The organism is Mesorhizobium sp. FG116 (genome assembly GCF_057809835.1).
In genome coordinates this window covers 296,903-312,849 of record NZ_JBMDKS010000002.1, presented here as the reverse complement: position 1 = coordinate 312,849, position 15,947 = coordinate 296,903, and the positions used below count along the sequence as shown (strand labels likewise).

Genomic DNA, 15,947 nt, shown 5'->3' with positions numbered 1-15,947 from the left:
TAACATCTGAGTTCAGGAAATCGCCTGCCGCTTTAACGGTCCCAGATCAGCCGCAAAGCGCTCCGTCATCGCTAGCCCTGTTGCGTTGGGCCGCATGGCGGGCGCGCGGTCGCTGACAACGAGCCCACCGCGCAAGGCAAATAGCCGCTTGCCGTAGCAGATCAGGTTCTCGAGACCCTGCATGGTCGAAACGACCGCCGGCAGCATCTTGCGATAGATTTCCTGTGCGCCTTCTTCATCGCCCGCACGAAAGGCCTCGTAGGCTGCCACCGCATAGTCAATGCAGTCCGGCGCAAGGATCAGCCCGCGACAGCCAATGCGAAGATTGTCGAGCATTTCGAGACCGGCGCGGCCATTGAAAACCGGCAGGCGGTTATTCGTTGCCTCGATCAAGCCGGCAATCTCGACCACCGGTCCCTCGCCCTTCACCAGTTGGATATTGGGGTGTTGGCGCACTAGGTCGGCGATTTCGGCGGAAGTGAGCCCACGCCCCATGAACGCCGGGGCATTTTGTATTGCGACGGGCAGGCTGGTGGTTTCCGCCACGCGGCCGAAGAAGCGGATATATTCCGCCGCACCGAACTGGCCGACCATTGGCGGCTGCAGGATCAGCCAGTCCGCACCAACGCTTTCGGCATGGCGCACTTGCGCCACCTGCTCGGAGACCGACGAACCGTAGATGGTCGACGCCAGCGGCACCCGTCCGCCTGTATCTTCAGCGATCCAGTCCATCACCGTCCGCCGCTCGGCCTCGGTCAGCTTCGACACTTCCGTGGCAAGGCCAAGCGCTGCCATGCCGTGTACGCCGACAGAAATGCAAAGCTCGACCTGCCGGCGCATCGCCACGCGGTCGAGTTGTTCGCGTTCATCGAAAAGCGCGTAGAGAATGGCGTGAATGCCATGCAAGTCGGCCACGTTGAACCTCGAAGCCGCCCCGCTCATTAGTGGCTTTCGCGCGGAACTTCATGGCCGCGGCAACCGACAAGAAAGTCCAGGTCCGCACCACGGTCCGCCTGCATCACGCGCTCGACATAAAGGCTCTGGTAGCCACCCTGCACGGCAGCTTGCGGTGCACTCCAGCACGCACGGCGGCGAGCCAGTTCCTCATCCGACACGTCGAGATGGAGCCGGCGGTTCTCGACGTCCAGCTCGATCATGTCGCCGTCTTCGACCAGCGCCAGCGGACCGCCTATCGCCGCTTCGGGGGCCGCATGCAGCACGACCGTGCCGAAGGCCGTGCCGGACATGCGCGCGTCCGATATGCGCACCATGTCGCGCACGCCCTTTTGCAGCAGCTTCTGCGGCAGCGCCATATTGCCCACCTCGGCCATGCCGGGATACCCCTTGGGGCCGCTGTTCTTGAGCACCATCACGCATGTCTCGTCGATATCGAGATCCGGTTGATCGACCCGCGCCTTGTAGTGCTCGATGTTCTCGAACACCACGGCTCTTCCACGATGGCGCATCAGTTCCGGCGATGCAGCGGACGGCTTCAGGATCGCGCCGTCAGGCGCGAGATTGCCGCGCAGCACCGCAATGCCGCCTTGCTGCGTCAGCGCCTTGGCCCGCGGCAGGATCACTTCATCGTTGAAGTTCTCGGCACCGGCAATGTTCTCGCCAACCGTCTTGCCGGTAACGGTCAAGGCGTCGAGGTCGAGCAGGTCGGCGACTTCCTTCATAACCGCCGGAAGACCGCCGGCGTAGCAGAACTCTTCCATCAGGAATTTTCCGGAAGGCATCAGGTTGAGGATGGTCGGAATATCGCGCCCGAAATGATCCCAATCCTCCAGCGACAATTCGGTGCCGATACGCCCGGCAATCGCCAGCAGGTGCACCACCGCATTGGTCGAACCGCCAACCGCGCCATTGACGCGGATCGCATTGGCGAAGGCCTTGCGCGTGAGGATTTTCGAGAGGCGCAAATCCTCCTTCACCATCTCGACAATGCGCCGCCCCGACAACCTTGCCAGCCGTGCGCGGTGAGCATCGACTGCCGGATAAGCGGCGTTACCCGGCAGGGCCAACCCCAGCGCTTCCACCATGGAAGCCATGGTCGAGGCAGTGCCCATGGTCATGCAGTGCCCAGGCGAACGCGACATCGCACTTTCGGCTGCGGCAAATTCCTGTTCGCTCATGACGCCGGCGCGAACGTCCTCGGAGAACTTCCACACATCCGTGCCCGAGCCGATCGCCTTGCCGCGAAAGCGGCCGTTCAGCATCGGCCCACCTGAAACGACGATAGCCGGCACATCGCAGGACGCCGCGCCCATCACCAGCGAAGGCGTGGTCTTGTCGCATCCTGCCATCAGCACGACGCCATCCATCGGATTGCCGCGTATGGATTCCTCGACGTCCATCGAGGCAAGGTTGCGGAACAGCATGGCCGTGGGCCTCAAATTGGATTCGCCACACGAAAACACCGGAAACTCAAGCGGCAACCCACCTGCTTCCAGAACGCCCGCCTTCACATGTTCCACCAAGCCGCGGAAATGAGCGTTGCAGGGCGTGAGTTCGGAGAATGTGTTGCAGATGCCGATCACCGGACGCCCGTCAAAGGCATCATCCGGCAATCCATTGTTCTTCATCCAACTGCGGTGGATGAAGGCATCCTTGCCGATACCGCCGAACCAGGCTTGGGAACGCAATTTCCGTGTCACTTTGTCTATCCTGTTTTTAGTTCGTACGGCGGTGTCGCGCCGCCTTCAGTATTGGCCGGCTGGGCAATCAAACGGCATGCTGCAGCACACTCAGCCCGCCATCAACCACCAGGCAAGCGGCATTCATAAACGGGCATTCGTCCGAGATCATGAAGACAGCCGCTTTGGCAATCTCAGAAGGTTGAGCGATCCGCTTGCCCGGATGTAGCGCCAGCGTTTCGGCTTTCGCCTTTATCGGGTCGGGAAAGCTGTTCCAGTAGTCGATGTTCTTTTGCGTCTCCACATAGCCTGGCGCCAGCGCGTTCACCCGCACCCCGGCCGCCGCATATTCGAGCGCCAGCGACTTTGTCATGCCGAGCAGCGCATGCTTGGCCAGCGGATAGGGAAATGTGTGCGGGATGATCGTGAAAGAGTGCGTCGAGGCAATGTTGAGGATTGCACCGCCGCCGGCCGAAATCATCCCTGGAAGCGCCGCCTTGCAGCAGTTCCACGCGCCTTTCAGGTTGACGTCGAAGCAGCGCTGCCATTCTTCATCCGTCGTTTCCAGCGGCGCATTGAAGACATTGATGCCGGCATTGTTGATCAGCGCGTTGATCGGCCCGATGGTTTTTCCTGCCTCGGCCATCGCAGCGGCAATTGCCTGCGCATCGGATATGTCGGCTTGCGCCGAGGCCAGCGCGCCCTCGCCCGCTCCCAACCCCGCCACAGCCTCGCGCAGCATCGGCCCGTCACGGTCGATGACGAAAAGCCTCGCGCCCTCCTTCAGGCATTCCTCGGCAATGGCCAGCCCGATGCCTTGCGCCGCACCCGTCAGGAAAATCCGCTTGCCGGCCAGACGATCAGTCATTGCGCTTCACCGTGATTGAAGACCGAAATTGAAAAGCCGCCGAAAAGCGTTTCACCCGGCGCAAGCACATGAAGTCCTTCAGGACCGGCCATGGCGAGTGCATTGGGCGCATGCGACATCGGCTCCAGACAGAAGAATGTAGGATCATCGTCCGGAGCATAGAGCATATATCTGGAAAATACCGGATCGGCCGCGATCGTCACGCCAAGCCCTGTCTCCGGCCAAACGATCTCCGCCCTACCCGTCCAGCCTTCAAAACAGTTGTTCAACCGGTGGACAGGCAGTTCCCGCAGCCGCGAAAAATCAGCTGTCTCCGGAACGGGCTCGTGCACTTTCGGCAGATAGTCGGCACCCTCGGTCCACCACGAGGAGGCAGGAGCGGAAAGCTTCGTACCCGCGCTACGCGGAAAATAGGGATGGAAGCCGATCCCGAACGGCAGCGGCTCGGTCCCGCAATTCAGCACCGACAGCTCTGTGCGCAAGGTCGCGCCATCAAGCGTGATCGACTGCATAGCCCGGTAAACATGCGGCGACTGACCCGGCTGCTCCTGGACGAAAGACAACGTAATCCCCGCCCCGGATTTTTCCTCTACCTTCCATCGGCCAAGCCAGCCGTCACCATGAATATAGAAGGGTTCTTCGGTGTTCGGCTCGAAGCGGTAACGCCTCCCGCCCATGTCAAAGCCGTTTCCCTCGACACGGTTGCCAAGCGGTACGAGTGGAAAGCAGGCACATTGCAGAACATCGAAGGCATCTTCAGCACCACGATACGGTCGCAGGAACGGACGGCCATCGCTGGTATGGCCATCAACGACCGCCCCGCCCTGTTCGCTCACGCGCAGCGACAGGCGCTCATTGGCAAGTTTAAGGAGTTGCACCATCTCACGGCTCAGCGGCGTCCGAGCGCACTGGACCGCAGGTTGTCGAGCAGCACCGCCAGCAACAGGATCACGCCGCGCACGATGTACTGGTAGAAGGCCGGAATGTTGAGCAGGTTCATGACATTTTCCGCGATGCCCATAATCATCACACCGACGATCACGCCCGCCATGGTGGCGCGGCCACCGGCCAACGAGACGCCACCCAGAACACAGGCCGAGATGACCGAGAGTTCCAGCCCGACGGCTGCGTTTGGCTGGCCAGACGTAATGCGCGAGGCAAGCAATATGCCCGCAACACCGCAGACCAGCCCTTGCAACGCGAAGATCCAGATGCGGGTACGATCGACATTGACGCCGGCAAGACGCGACGCTTCGGGATTGCCGCCAATGGCCAGTGTGTTCTTGCCGAAGACGGTGCGGTTCAGCACGAAGCCGAAGATCAGGAACAGAACCGCGAGCACCCAGATCGGCGTTGGAATACCAACCAGCTTGGAGAGCGCAAGCTGATAGAAGTTCGGATCGTTGATGCCGACGGCGCGGCCATCCGACGAAATCAGCGCCAGTCCGCGCACGATCTGCATCGTCGCAAGCGTGGTGATCAGCGCGTTGATGCGAAACTTGGCGATGACCAGTCCATTGAACAGCCCGACAATCGAGCCGCAAAGCAGCGCGGCCAGCACACCGGCAAAAATCGACCCGGTGGCGTTGGATGCCATCACAGCCACCATGCCGGCAAAGGCAACGATTGAGCCGACCGACAGATCGAAGTCACGCGCTGCCAGGCAAAACATCATCGTGCAGGCAACGATGCCGACCGTCACAACCGATTGCAGCAGGCCAAGTATATTGCGTTCGGTCAGGAAATTCGGAACCAGAAGGGCGACCAGCGCAAAGGCCACCACGAAAATGACGACAAGGCCCTGATCGCCGAGCAGGATTCGCTTGAGCTGATTGGTCATGCCTGAAATCCTCAAGATGCGATTGCTGTTGGGGTCTTCTTGTCGGGTAAGGCCGCGGCCAGGATCGCCTGCTCCGCAAACTGGTCGCGCTTGAGCTCTCCGGAAATGCGCCCGCCGCACATGACGAGTATGCGGTCGCAAATCCCCATCACTTCCGGCAGCTCGCTGGAGACGACCACGATGGCCATGCCGTCTTCGGCCAGTTGATAGAGGATATCGTAGATCTCGGACTTGGCGCCGACGTCGATGCCGCGTGTTGGCTCATCCACGATCAGCACCCTGATCCCCTCTTCCGAAAGCCAGCGGCCAAGAATGACTTTTTGCTGGTTGCCGCCGGAGAGATTGACGATGTCCTGCTTGCGCGAAGGCGTTCGCACCTTCAGCTTCTTGATGAAGGTCTCGGCAACCTCGATCTCCTTTTGCGGGTTGAGGATGCCGAAGCGCGTATGGTGACGGCGCGAGGAAATGTTGATGTTCTCCTCCAGCGAACGCCCCTGGATGATGCCGTCGTGCTTGCGGTCTTCCGAACACAGCACGATGCCGGACCGGATCGCCTGATGCGGGTCGGCGCTGCGCACCGGCTTGCCATCCACCGTGATCTTGCCGGCATTGGCCGCGTCGGCGGCGTATACGAGGCGCATCAGCTCCGAACGCCCCGCTCCGATCAGCCCGAAGAAGCCGAGTATTTCGCCGGCATGAACGTCGAAGCTCGCCGGCTGCCTGAGCTTCTCGCCTGATATTCCGTCAACCTTGAGCCGAACCTCGCCCAACTTGCGCGGTCGCCATCCCCACACGTTGGAGATCTCGCGACCCACCATCTCCGCCACCACCTGCTCGCGGGTGACGTCCTTGAGGCTTGCATGATGAGCCGCAAGCTTGCCGTCGCGCAGTACAGTCAGGCTGTCGCAAAGCCGGAACACCTCGTCGAGGCGATGCGAGATATAGAGAATGACCTTACCCTCGGCGCGCAGGCGCTCGATCAGGGCAAAGAGGATTTCGCTTTCGCGCGAAGACAGCGATGACGTCGGCTCATCGAGCGCGATCACCCGCGCATCGAGCATGATCGCCTTGGCGATCTCGACCATCTGGCGCTCGCCGATGGAAAGCGTCTTGACCTTCCGTCGCGGATCGATGTCGATGCCGGCGGACTTCAGCTTCTCGCCAACTTCGGAAAACATCTGTCGGGCCTGGATGACACCCGCATTGGCAGGGAACCGGCCGAGCCGCAAATTCTCCGCCACCGTGAGTTCGGGGACGAGCTGCAGTTCCTGGTGGATGACGATCACGCCAGCATGAAAAGCGTCACGCGTGGACGCATATTTCTGCGCTTGGCCGTCTATGCTGATGTCGCCGCTATCGGCCTGCTGATCGCCGGAAAGCACGCGGATCAGAGTAGATTTGCCGGCCCCGTTTTCGCCCATCAAACCGTGGACTGCGCCCTTCTCGACGCTAAACGAGACATCGGACAGGGCTTTGACGCCGGGATATGTTTTGGAAATATGGGAAAATTCGAGAAACGACATCGACGGTCCTCCGACATATCCGGCAGCGGGAATTGGCAAACCCGCCGCCGGACACCGTTCAATGTAGAAGCTTACTCGATGCCGAGGTCTTTGCGCACCGCTTCGTAGTCGCCACGCTTCGCAAGGGCGCCGGCGGTCAGGATCAGCTTCTCCGGCTCCTTGTTGTTGGCGACCCAGTCATACATGTTGAGCGCGGTTTCGTAGCCGTGGCGCTTCGGCGAGATGATCACCGAACCGACGAAGCCGGTAGCGGTCGGCTTCTTGAATTCGTTGATCGCCGAGTCCGCACCACCGATGCCGACGCCGATCATGCCGTCTGCCGGAATGCCGACGCTTTCGGAAGCGCGCACTGCACCCAGCACAGCCTCGTCGTTAAGGCCGAACGCCACCCACTTCTTGATGTTGGCGTTCTTGTTGAGAACAACCGTCGCAGCGTTGAGTGCTGCTTCCGTGTCGGTCTTGGCCTGCGGAGCGTCGAAGATGTTCTCGGCCTTGAAGCCGTTTGCCTTCAGCACCGAAATCGCGCCCTCGACACGATCAACCGCCGTCGGCAGCTGGTCATAGGAAACGCGGATCGCGCCAACTTCGTCGGCATTCCAACCGCGCGCCTTCATCTCGTCGACAATCGCCTGACCCACCGCTTCGCCGATCTTGGTAGCGGAGATACCCATATGCGGCACTTCCTCGATCGGCTTGCCGTCCGCGCCGACCAGCCGGTCGTCAACGGTCATGAGCTTCAGGTTGTTGGCGGCAGCCTTGGCAACAATACCAGGTCCGAGTTTCACATCCGGCGTGCAGACAACGAAGCCCTGCGCACCCTGCGCGCCAAGGTTATCGATAGCCGACATCAGCTTTTCGCCATCCTCGGCGCCGATCTTCACCAGCGTGAAGCCCTTTTCCTTGGCCGCCTGGTCGGCAAACTTCCACTCGTCCTGGAACCACGGCTCTTCGGGCTGCTTCACGATGAAGCCGATCTTGGTCTCCTGCGCATAGGCAGAAGCGATGGTGGTGACGGACAGCACGGCAAGGGCGCCAGCAATGAGCGCCTTATTCAACAATCGCATGATTTCCTCCCAGAATGCGCCGGGCAGCTAGCCCAGTGTGACAATCCGTTAGTACCGTCTTTTATCATACCAGTCAATTGCACTTGTATGATAAATGAGCTAGTTTCCCCAAACAGAGGAGCGGGACGATGTCGGCCGTGATGGCCGAGACATTGCCCGGTGCACACAGCACGCATAAGAACGAGCAGAACAAGTTTGGGGGAGAACAAGGATGGCCAGCGATATGGCTAACGTCGGGACCGCGCCGAAATCGCGCCGCCCTCGCGTGATGCCCGACGTGGTTCGCGCCATTGCCGCCGACATCTTGTCCGGCCGTTATCCGCCCGCCGCCACCTTGCCCAGCGAAAACGATCTGGGCGGCGAATACGGCGTCAGCCGCACCGTCATCCGCGAAGCCTTGAAGATGCTCGCCGCCAAGGGTCTGGTTCTAAGCCGTCCGCGCATCGGCACTGTCGTCTGCGAGCGCGACAACTGGAACATCATCGATCCGCAAGTGCTCGAATGGCATGCGCCGAACACGCTCGATCCAAAGCTGTTCGATTCCATTCTCGAGACACGTCGTGCCATCGAGCCGCTGGTGGCCGAACTCGCCGCCACCCGCGCTTCCCTGCAAGAGATCGCCGATCTGGAAGCGGCATGGAAAGGCATGGCCGATGCCGGCAGCGACGTCAGCCGCTTTGCCCGTTCGGACGCCATCTTCCACCAGGTTCTCTATGGCGCATGCCACAATCCGATTTTCCGCCAGATCGGCGGCCTGATCGAAACGGCGTTGAACTTTGCCCTGGAGGCAACGGCGAATTCCGTCGATCGCCGGGACGAGGCCGTGAAGGCTCACTTCGGCGTCGTGGAGGCCCTGCGCATGCGTGATGGCGTCGCGGCGCGCAAAGCCTCCGTCGAGATCCTCGATCTGGCCGCCCGCGACCTTGCGCGGGCCAAAAGCCGCAAGCAGAGCTGAAGTTGCGGAGAAATACGATCAAATGAAGATCACCGCCCTCAAGACTTACATCGTCCCGCCGCGCTGGCTGTTCCTCAAGATCGAAACCGATGAAGGCGTCAGCGGCTGGGGCGAACCTGTTGTCGAAGGCCGCGCGCTGACCGTCGAGGCGGCCGTCCATGAATTCGCCGACTATCTCGTCGGCAAGGACCCTCGCCTCATCGAAGACCACTGGAACGTCATGTATCGTGGCGGCTTCTACCGCGGCGGCCCGATCCTGATGAGCGCCATCGCCGGCATCGATCAGGCGCTGTGGGACATCAAGGGCCGCGCATTGGGCGTGCCGGTGCATGAGCTGCTCGGGGGTCGTTGCCGCGATCGCATCAAGGTCTATTCGTGGATCGGTGGCGACCGCCCCTCCGAAGTCGCGGCGGGTGCCAAGGATGTCGTCGCGCGCGGTTTCTCCGCGCTCAAGATGAACGGCACGGAGGAACTCCAGATCGTCGACAGCTACGACAAGATCGATGCCGCCGTAGAGCGTGTCGCTACCGTGCGCGAAGCCGTCGGTCCGCATATCGGCATCGCCGTCGATTTCCATGGCCGCGTCCATCGGCCGATGGCCCGCATCCTCGTCAAGGAACTCGAACCTTATCGCCTGATGTTCATCGAAGAGCCGGTGCTCAGCGAAAGCCGCGAGGCGTTGAAGGAAATCGCAGCCTTTTCGCCGGTTCCGATTGCGCTTGGCGAACGCCTCTACAGCCGTTGGGATTTCAAGAGCGTGCTGGAAGAAGGCGTGGCCGACATCATCCAGCCTGACCTTTCGCACGCCGGCGGCATCACCGAATGCCGCAAGATCGCCGCGATGGCGGAAGCCTACGACGTGGCTGTTGCACCGCACTGCCCGCTTGGCCCCATCGCCCTTTCCGCCTGCCTGCAGCTCGATGCCGTCACCTACAACGCCTTCATCCAGGAACAGAGCCTCGGCATCCACTACAACAAGGGCAACGACCTCATCGACTACGCAAAGAACAAGGACGTGTTCCGCTATGAAGATGGCTTCGTTGCCATCCCGCAGGGGCCGGGCCTCGGCGTCGATGTCGACGAGGACTATGTCAAGGAACGCGCCAGGGAAGGCCACCGCTGGCGCAACCCGATATGGCGGCACGCCGACGGCTCGCTTGCCGAGTGGTAGCAGCCGTCCGGTAAATTCCCGACGCGACCAACAGCCCTATCCGCGAGCCCGGTTGCGAGCCATAATCGGACGATACCGCGCCTTTGCCACAAGCATAGGCGTCAGCGAATAGGTCAGGCGTCGCCCGACGCCGCCCCTCCTGAGCCTGTAGCTCAACCTTGCCTCTCCCATAGCATCGTGCGCATCCGCTATTTCAAGCACGAGCTTGCGGCGCAATGCCGTTCCGTAGTCCTCCAAACCTGTCGGCTCGATGACGAATGCGCCAGGACCGCCAATGACCTTCTCGGCAAAATAGCCGAAGAGGTCTTCCTTCACCCCATAGGTCCGTTCCGGGATCGCGATGGCGTTTATCGTATGGCCCTGATCGACCACTTCCTGCCGGCTGACTTCTACGGAAAGGCCGTCGTTGTTGGTGCCATTTGCGGAAATATCGATGACCTTGCGCGGCGCGGTTCCCGTGTAACGGTCGAGAATTATTCTGGCCGCGTCGATCGCGAAGGAGATCGACGTCGAGCATTTATGTTTGCAACCCAACCCCTGATAGCCGTTCTTGCGTATTTCGGCGGCAATGGGTTCGGCATCACCGGCGTTGCAAATGGTTGACCATGGCACGATGGTGCGCAACTCGCCGGGGCCTGACCACTCGAAATAAGTCACGGCAATGCAGCCGACAGGGTTGATCTCGATGGCAGCCATGGTTTCAGACGAACTCAGCGCCTCCGCATGCCCCTCGCGTTGCAAGTAGGCAGTCGCAGGTCCGACCGATGCCGAAACATCGACCGCAAACACGATGGCGACATCGACATTCCCAGCTTCAGCCGTCGAGCCAGCGGCAACAACAGATATTGCCGCCAACTTGACAAGGAATTTCGCGCGCATGGCGATCCCCTCTCAAATAGCGAAAGTAGTCACTATCTTCCCAAGCGTCTGAAGCGGCTTCAGGCGGCTTTGATCATGTTCGATTGCTAGTCCCGTCCGTAGAACGCAGCCCTCACGGAACGCCCGCAACTATACTGTATATTCGCAATCACTGATAGAGACGTTCATATTGATCGCGCTCAGCGATGCCACGCCCGGCTTCACTGTAGCCCAAGCCGAGGGATCAGCGAAAAGCGCTGGCGGTTGCCCGGTGATTTGCGTATCACTCCCGCGCCGAGTGAACGGAATCCACATTATGTTCGAAGACCTGCAAGCTGCTCCAGCCGACAAGATCCTGGCGTTGATCAGCGCCTATCGTGCCGACCCACGAACCGACAAGGTTGATCTGGGCGTTGGCGTCTACAAGGATCGCGATGGCGCAACGCCAGTCATGCGCGCTGTGCGCGAGGCTGAGAAGCGGCTGCTGAACGAGCAAAAATCAAAGACATATCTTGGGCTTGCAGGCGATGTCGAATTCGACGCTGCAATTGCGAAGTTGGTTTTCGGCGATCAGGCCGACTTTTCACGTATACGCGCCGCACAGGCACCGGGCGGTTCGGGCGCGCTGCGCCTCGTCGCGGAACTGCTGAAGCGCACCAAGGCGGACGCCACCGTTTGGATTTCGAATCCGACATGGCCGAACCACATCCCCATGATGCGTGGCGCAGGCCTGCAAATTCGCGAATACCCCTACTTCGACGCGGCCTCCGGCACCGTGCGCTTCGAGGCGATGCTGGAAGCGTTGGGGCAGGCAAACAGCGGCGACATCGTGCTGCTGCATGGGTGCTGCCACAACCCGACCGGCGCGAACCTTTCAGCCGCGCAATGGCAGTCGGTCGCGGATTTGCTGGTCAAGCGCAGCCTGCTGCCCTTTGTGGACATTGCCTATCAGGGCTTCGGAGAAGGCCTCGACGCCGATGCCGAAGGCTTGCGCATCCTTGCCGTCAAGGTGCCTGAAATGGTCGTCGCGGCAAGTTGCTCGAAGAATTTCGCCGTTTACCGCGACCGTGTCGGCGCAGCCATCGTCATGGGCAAGACCGGAGCCGAGGCAGACATTGCCATGAGCCAGGTGTTGTCTGCGGCCCGCACCATGTACTCCATGCCGCCGGACCACGGCGCTGCGGCCGTGCGCATCGTGGTTTCCGACCCTGAACTGCGTTCGGACTGGCAGGCAGAACTCGAGGAAATGCGCCTGCGCATGCTGCGGCTGCGCGTTGCTTTTTCCGAAGCGCTGCGCCGCCAGTCGAATTCGGACCGCTTCGACTTCGTCGCCAGCCATCGCGGCATGTTCTCGCGCCTCGGCCTGACCGAAGCCCAGGTCGACCGGCTGCGCACCGAGCACGGCGTCTATATGGTCGGCGACAGCCGCATCAACGTCGCCGGCCTGCCGGAAGACAAGCTGGACTGGTTGGCCAAGGCCATCGTGTCGGTACTGGATTAGACAAGGTCCTGGCGATGAAACCCTCGAAGGATATTTCCCGGCTTATCGAGATCATGGCCGCGCTTCGTGCGCCCAAGACCGGCTGTCCCTGGGATATCGAGCAGGATTTCAACACCATCGCACCCTACACCATCGAGGAAGCCTACGAGGTGGCTGACGCCATCCAGCGTGGCGATCTCGATGACCTGCGTGAGGAACTCGGCGACCTGTTGTTGCAGGTCGTCTATCACGCCCAAATGGCCGAGGAAGCCAACGAGTTCGCCTTTCCCGATGTCGTCGAGGCCATCACCACCAAGATGATCCGCCGCCATCCTCACGTCTTCGGCGACGAGAAGGCCCGCAGCGCCGGCATGGCCAAGGGCATGTGGGAAAAGATCAAGGCCGAGGAAAAGGCCGAAAAGCGCCAGGCGCGGCTTGCGCGCGGCTTCGATCCCGAAGATCACGGCAAAGGCTATCTCGACAGCGTGCCTGTCAACCTGCCCGCCCTGACCCGCGCCCTGAAGCTGCAGGAAAAGGCTTCGCGCGTCGGCTTCGACTGGGGCGAGGCAGCGCCGATCCTCGACAAGATCGAGGAAGAGATCGCAGAATTGCGCGAAGCGCTGGCCAGCGGGGACACAGCTTCGATCAAGGATGAATTCGGCGACACGCTGTTTGCGCTCGTCAACCTTGGCCGTCACCTGAAAATCGATTCGGAAGCGGCGCTCAGCGGCACCAATGACAAGTTCCGCCAGCGCTTTCATCACGTCGAGCAGGCGTTGAAGGACAACGGCCATTCCCTGGAAGCGGCGACGCTGGAGGAAATGGAAGCCCTTTGGCAGCAGGCCAAGGGCAAGGCCTGACCTACTGGTTCCTGGAACTGCCCTGGAGCAGCCGGTTCTGGATTTCGTCGCGAGCGCTCTTGGTCGCCCTCAGAGAAATCGTCACGCTGCCGTCCTCATTGTCCGTCCTCGCCGTCACTTCACCATTGCGGTAAAGCCAATCGACCATTCCGAACCGGCCTGGAGCTAGTGTAACGGTGAGCGACGCCAGTTCACCGGAGACCCGAGCTTCGATCGTTTCCTTGAGCGCCTCGAAGCCTTCGCCGGTGATGGCCGAGATCGCTATCGGCTTGGTGCCTTCGCGAACCTGCGCCTCTTCCAGAAGCCGCGAGCGGTTGCCTTCGTCCAGAAGGTCAATCTTGTTCCAGACCTCGATCACCCGCCGGTCGTCGTTCGCATCGACACCGAGATCGTCGAGAATGCGCTCGACGTCTTCCGCCTGCGCTGCCGTATCGGGATCGGAAATGTCGCGCAGGTGGATGACGAGGTCCGCTTCCACCACTTCTTCCAGCGTCGCCCGAAAAGCCGCGATGAGATGCGTCGGCAGGTCCGAGATGAAACCGACCGTATCGGATAGTATCACCGGCGTGCCGTGCGGTAGCCGCAAGCGCCGCAGCGTCGGGTCGAGCGTTGCAAATAGCATGTCCTCGGCAAGCACCCCTGCCCCGGTCAGCTTGTTGAACAGCGTTGACTTGCCGGCATTGGTGTAGCCGACGATGGCAACCACCGGAAACGGCACCTTCTTGCGCTTGGCGCGGTGCAGGTCGCGCGTGCGCCGCACCGTCTCCAGTTCGCGCTTCAGCTTTACGATCTTGTCCTGCAGCACGCGCCGGTCGGCCTCGATCTGCGTTTCGCCCGGACCGCCAAGGAAACCCGCGCCGCCGCGCTGCCGTTCAAGGTGGGTCCAGCTCCGCACCAACCGACCCTTCTGGTAGTTCAGGTGCGCCAGTTCGACCTGCAGCGTGCCTTCCTTGGTGCGCGCACGCTCGCCAAAAATCTCGAGGATAAGTCCGGTGCGGTCGAGCACCTTGACGTTCATTTCCTTCTCGAGATTGCGCTGCTGCACCGGCGTCAGCGGATGGTCGACGATGACCAGTTCCGCGTGCTTGTCCTTCACGATGTCGGCGAACTCGGCCACCTTGCCGCTGCCGAGCAATGTCGCCGGGCGCGGGTCGTTGACGGTGACCACAGCGGAATGAACCGGCTCAAGATCGATGGCCCGCGTCAGCCCAACTGCTTCGTCGTGACGGGCCTCCGGCGATCTGCTCAAGCGTGGCCGGCCGCCGTCGTCCGCGGTAGCGCGGGTGACCACGGGCACAATGACAACGGCGCGGGTTGGCGCCTTCTTGCCATCCCCGCCATTGCTGTCAGGTCGCGTTCCGGATTTGCCCGCCGCGTCGTCAGTACGTGCCAATCAGCCGCCCTGGCTTTCCTCGCCATCGAACATCTGAACCGGCTGGCTCGGCATGATCGTGGAAATGGCGTGCTTGTAAACGAGCTGGGAGTGACCGTCGCGCCGCAGAAGGACGCAGAAATTGTCGAACGAGGTCACCACACCGGTCAGCTTCACGCCGTTTATCAGGAAAATGGTAAGTGGGTTTTTGCTCTTGCGAACAGAATTCAGGAACAGGTCCTGGAGATTTTGCGAACGTTCCGCCATTGTTCTTATCTTCCCGCCGGATCCCCTTCCATTTGCAAGTCAGTGCGCCAAAATAAGAAGCGCATGTCAAGCTCGCAAACGCCCTTGCCGTCTGGGACGACAAGCAGAACGAGATATATTTCTGTTGTTTCCACCTTTGCGGTTATCAGGCCGGACTTTTTTCCGCAATGTCAAAAAATGCCTGCCGCAATGAAAGTGTTATAGTGCCAGGATGGCCATTCGCAACCGGTTGGCCGTCGATTTCAACTATCGGCATCGCAATTGTGGTGGCTGAAGACAGGAACACCTCACGCGCAGCTTTGGCCTCGGCCACGCTAAATCCGCGTTCTTCTATCTTGTAGCCAAGCTTGGTTGCGACATCGAAAAGCGTCGTGCGCGTGATGCCACGCAAAATGCCATGATCGGCCGGCCGGGTCACAAGCACGCCATCCTTGGTAACAATCCAGGCGTTGGACGAGCCGCCTTCTTTCACCTTGCCCTCGGTATCGACGAACCAGGCTTCCTGGCATCCGGCTTCCTTGGCCTTCTGCTTGGCAAGCACGTTGGGCAACAGCCCGGTGGATTTGATATCGACACGGTCCCAGCGATTCTCCGGCACGGTAATGACCTTGAGGCCGTTCTCGACCTTCTTCGCAACAGTGGCCACGTCCACATTGCGCGCGATCACCACCAGCGAAGGCTGCAGGTCAGACGGCGGGAAAACAAAGTCGCGGCCCGCAACGCCGCGCGTCACCTGCACATAGACAAGGCCGTTCACCACACGGTTGCGCCGAATGACCTCGCGTATGACGACCGTGAGCGCGTTCCGCGTCATCGGCCAGGCGATGGAAAGCTCAGTCAGCGAGCGGTTCAGCCGGTCGAGATGCCGGGTCATGTCGACGATGAAACCCCGCGAAATCTCGCAGACTTCGTAGACGCCGTCGCCGAACTGATAGCCGCGATCCTCGATATGCACCGAAGCGTCTCTATGGGCGACATAGCGCCCGTTCACGTAGGAAATGCGTGGCATGTCGGTCTCGCGGAGGGTTTTGCCCCTCATTACGTGATTCCGCG

At 60.9% G+C, this 15,947-nt stretch carries 15 protein-coding genes; 4 read left to right on the top strand and 11 right to left on the bottom strand.

What is annotated here, in order from left to right:
• Window positions 1–12 precede the first annotated feature (12 nt).
• From ACODTY_RS03455 to ACODTY_RS03425, 7 genes are all read right to left on the bottom strand, one after another.
• On the bottom strand, window positions 13–915 hold the full coding sequence (locus ACODTY_RS03455; RefSeq protein ID WP_488992878.1) for a dihydrodipicolinate synthase family protein: 903 nt from the start codon (window positions 913–915) through the stop codon (window positions 13–15).
• A gap of 26 nt (window positions 916–941) precedes the next feature.
• Window positions 942–2,666: an L-arabinonate dehydratase gene (gene araD, locus ACODTY_RS03450; RefSeq protein WP_488992929.1), complete on the bottom strand. Its 1,725-nt coding sequence runs from the start codon at window positions 2,664–2,666 to the stop codon at window positions 942–944.
• Between the two features lie 58 nt (window positions 2,667–2,724).
• Entirely contained in the window at window positions 2,725–3,504 is a 780-nt protein-coding gene (locus tag ACODTY_RS03445) for an SDR family oxidoreductase (RefSeq protein ID WP_488992877.1), read from the bottom strand.
• Entirely contained in the window at window positions 3,501–4,385 is an 885-nt protein-coding gene (locus ACODTY_RS03440; protein ID WP_488992876.1) for an aldose 1-epimerase, read from the bottom strand. The genes ACODTY_RS03445 and ACODTY_RS03440 overlap by 4 nt, the downstream gene beginning before the upstream one ends.
• Window positions 4,386–4,393: 8 nt before the next feature.
• A complete protein-coding gene (araH, locus tag ACODTY_RS03435; RefSeq protein ID WP_488992875.1) occupies window positions 4,394–5,344 on the bottom strand; it encodes an L-arabinose ABC transporter permease AraH in 951 nt (316 codons plus the stop codon).
• 11 nt (window positions 5,345–5,355) lie between these two features.
• Complete coding sequence (araG, locus tag ACODTY_RS03430; RefSeq protein ID WP_488992874.1) at window positions 5,356–6,867, bottom strand: L-arabinose ABC transporter ATP-binding protein AraG; 1,512 nt, start codon at window positions 6,865–6,867, stop codon at window positions 5,356–5,358.
• A gap of 71 nt (window positions 6,868–6,938) precedes the next feature.
• The gene (locus ACODTY_RS03425; RefSeq protein WP_056242575.1) at window positions 6,939–7,931 is read right to left on the bottom strand and encodes an arabinose ABC transporter substrate-binding protein; all 993 of its coding nucleotides are present in this window, start codon (window positions 7,929–7,931) and stop codon (window positions 6,939–6,941) included.
• Window positions 7,932–8,142: 211 nt separating this feature from the next.
• Between ACODTY_RS03425 and ACODTY_RS03420 the strand changes: the two genes are divergently transcribed.
• Entirely contained in the window at window positions 8,143–8,886 is a 744-nt protein-coding gene (locus ACODTY_RS03420; protein ID WP_488992873.1) for a FadR/GntR family transcriptional regulator, read from the top strand.
• 22 nt (window positions 8,887–8,908) lie between these two features.
• Entirely contained in the window at window positions 8,909–10,057 is a 1,149-nt protein-coding gene (dgoD, locus tag ACODTY_RS03415) for a galactonate dehydratase (protein ID WP_488992872.1), read from the top strand.
• 36 nt (window positions 10,058–10,093) lie between these two features.
• Here dgoD and ACODTY_RS03410 read toward each other — a convergent pair whose 3' ends face one another.
• On the bottom strand, window positions 10,094–10,936 hold the full coding sequence (locus ACODTY_RS03410; protein WP_488992871.1) for a DUF1194 domain-containing protein: 843 nt from the start codon (window positions 10,934–10,936) through the stop codon (window positions 10,094–10,096).
• Between the two features lie 295 nt (window positions 10,937–11,231).
• On the opposite strand from ACODTY_RS03410, the gene ACODTY_RS03405 reads away from it, so the two are divergent.
• Together ACODTY_RS03405 and mazG are read left to right on the top strand one after the other, a co-directional pair.
• A complete protein-coding gene (locus ACODTY_RS03405; RefSeq protein WP_488992870.1) occupies window positions 11,232–12,416 on the top strand; it encodes an amino acid aminotransferase in 1,185 nt (394 codons plus the stop codon).
• Between the two features lie 14 nt (window positions 12,417–12,430).
• Window positions 12,431–13,255, top strand: a complete 825-nt coding sequence (gene mazG, locus ACODTY_RS03400) for a nucleoside triphosphate pyrophosphohydrolase (protein ID WP_488992869.1) — start codon at window positions 12,431–12,433, stop codon at window positions 13,253–13,255.
• Between the two features lies 1 nt (window position 13,256).
• Here mazG and hflX read toward each other — a convergent pair whose 3' ends face one another.
• From hflX to ACODTY_RS03385, 3 genes are all read right to left on the bottom strand, one after another.
• Complete coding sequence (hflX, locus tag ACODTY_RS03395; RefSeq protein ID WP_488992868.1) at window positions 13,257–14,648, bottom strand: GTPase HflX; 1,392 nt, start codon at window positions 14,646–14,648, stop codon at window positions 13,257–13,259.
• Window positions 14,649–14,894: an RNA chaperone Hfq gene (gene hfq, locus ACODTY_RS03390; protein ID WP_018428055.1), complete on the bottom strand. Its 246-nt coding sequence runs from the start codon at window positions 14,892–14,894 to the stop codon at window positions 14,649–14,651. It abuts the gene before it with no gap.
• A 145-nt stretch (window positions 14,895–15,039) separates the two neighbouring features.
• Window positions 15,040–15,903: a D-amino-acid transaminase gene (locus ACODTY_RS03385; protein WP_488992867.1), complete on the bottom strand. Its 864-nt coding sequence runs from the start codon at window positions 15,901–15,903 to the stop codon at window positions 15,040–15,042.
• Window positions 15,904–15,947 lie beyond the last annotated feature (44 nt).

Bases quoted from the DNA above. Each gene is read 5' to 3' on its own strand.
- ACODTY_RS03445 (WP_488992877.1), bottom strand. From the start codon at position 3,504: ATGACTGATCGTCTGGCCGGCAAGCGGATTTTCCTGACGGGTGCGGCG.
- ACODTY_RS03440 (WP_488992876.1), bottom strand. From the start codon at position 4,385: ATGGTGCAACTCCTTAAACTTGCCAATGAGCGCCTGTCGCTGCGCGTG.
- araH (WP_488992875.1), bottom strand. From the start codon at position 5,344: ATGACCAATCAGCTCAAGCGAATCCTGCTCGGCGATCAGGGCCTTGTC.
- araG (WP_488992874.1), bottom strand. From the start codon at position 6,867: ATGTCGTTTCTCGAATTTTCCCATATTTCCAAAACATATCCCGGCGTC.
- ACODTY_RS03425 (WP_056242575.1), bottom strand. From the start codon at position 7,931: ATGCGATTGTTGAATAAGGCGCTCATTGCTGGCGCCCTTGCCGTGCTG.
- ACODTY_RS03420 (WP_488992873.1), top strand. From the start codon at position 8,143: ATGGCCAGCGATATGGCTAACGTCGGGACCGCGCCGAAATCGCGCCGC.
- dgoD (WP_488992872.1), top strand. From the start codon at position 8,909: ATGAAGATCACCGCCCTCAAGACTTACATCGTCCCGCCGCGCTGGCTG.
- ACODTY_RS03410 (WP_488992871.1), bottom strand. From the start codon at position 10,936: ATGCGCGCGAAATTCCTTGTCAAGTTGGCGGCAATATCTGTTGTTGCC.
- ACODTY_RS03405 (WP_488992870.1), top strand. From the start codon at position 11,232: ATGTTCGAAGACCTGCAAGCTGCTCCAGCCGACAAGATCCTGGCGTTG.
- mazG (WP_488992869.1), top strand. From the start codon at position 12,431: ATGAAACCCTCGAAGGATATTTCCCGGCTTATCGAGATCATGGCCGCG.
- hfq (WP_018428055.1), bottom strand. From the start codon at position 14,894: ATGGCGGAACGTTCGCAAAATCTCCAGGACCTGTTCCTGAATTCTGTT.
- ACODTY_RS03385 (WP_488992867.1), bottom strand. From the start codon at position 15,903: ATGCCACGCATTTCCTACGTGAACGGGCGCTATGTCGCCCATAGAGAC.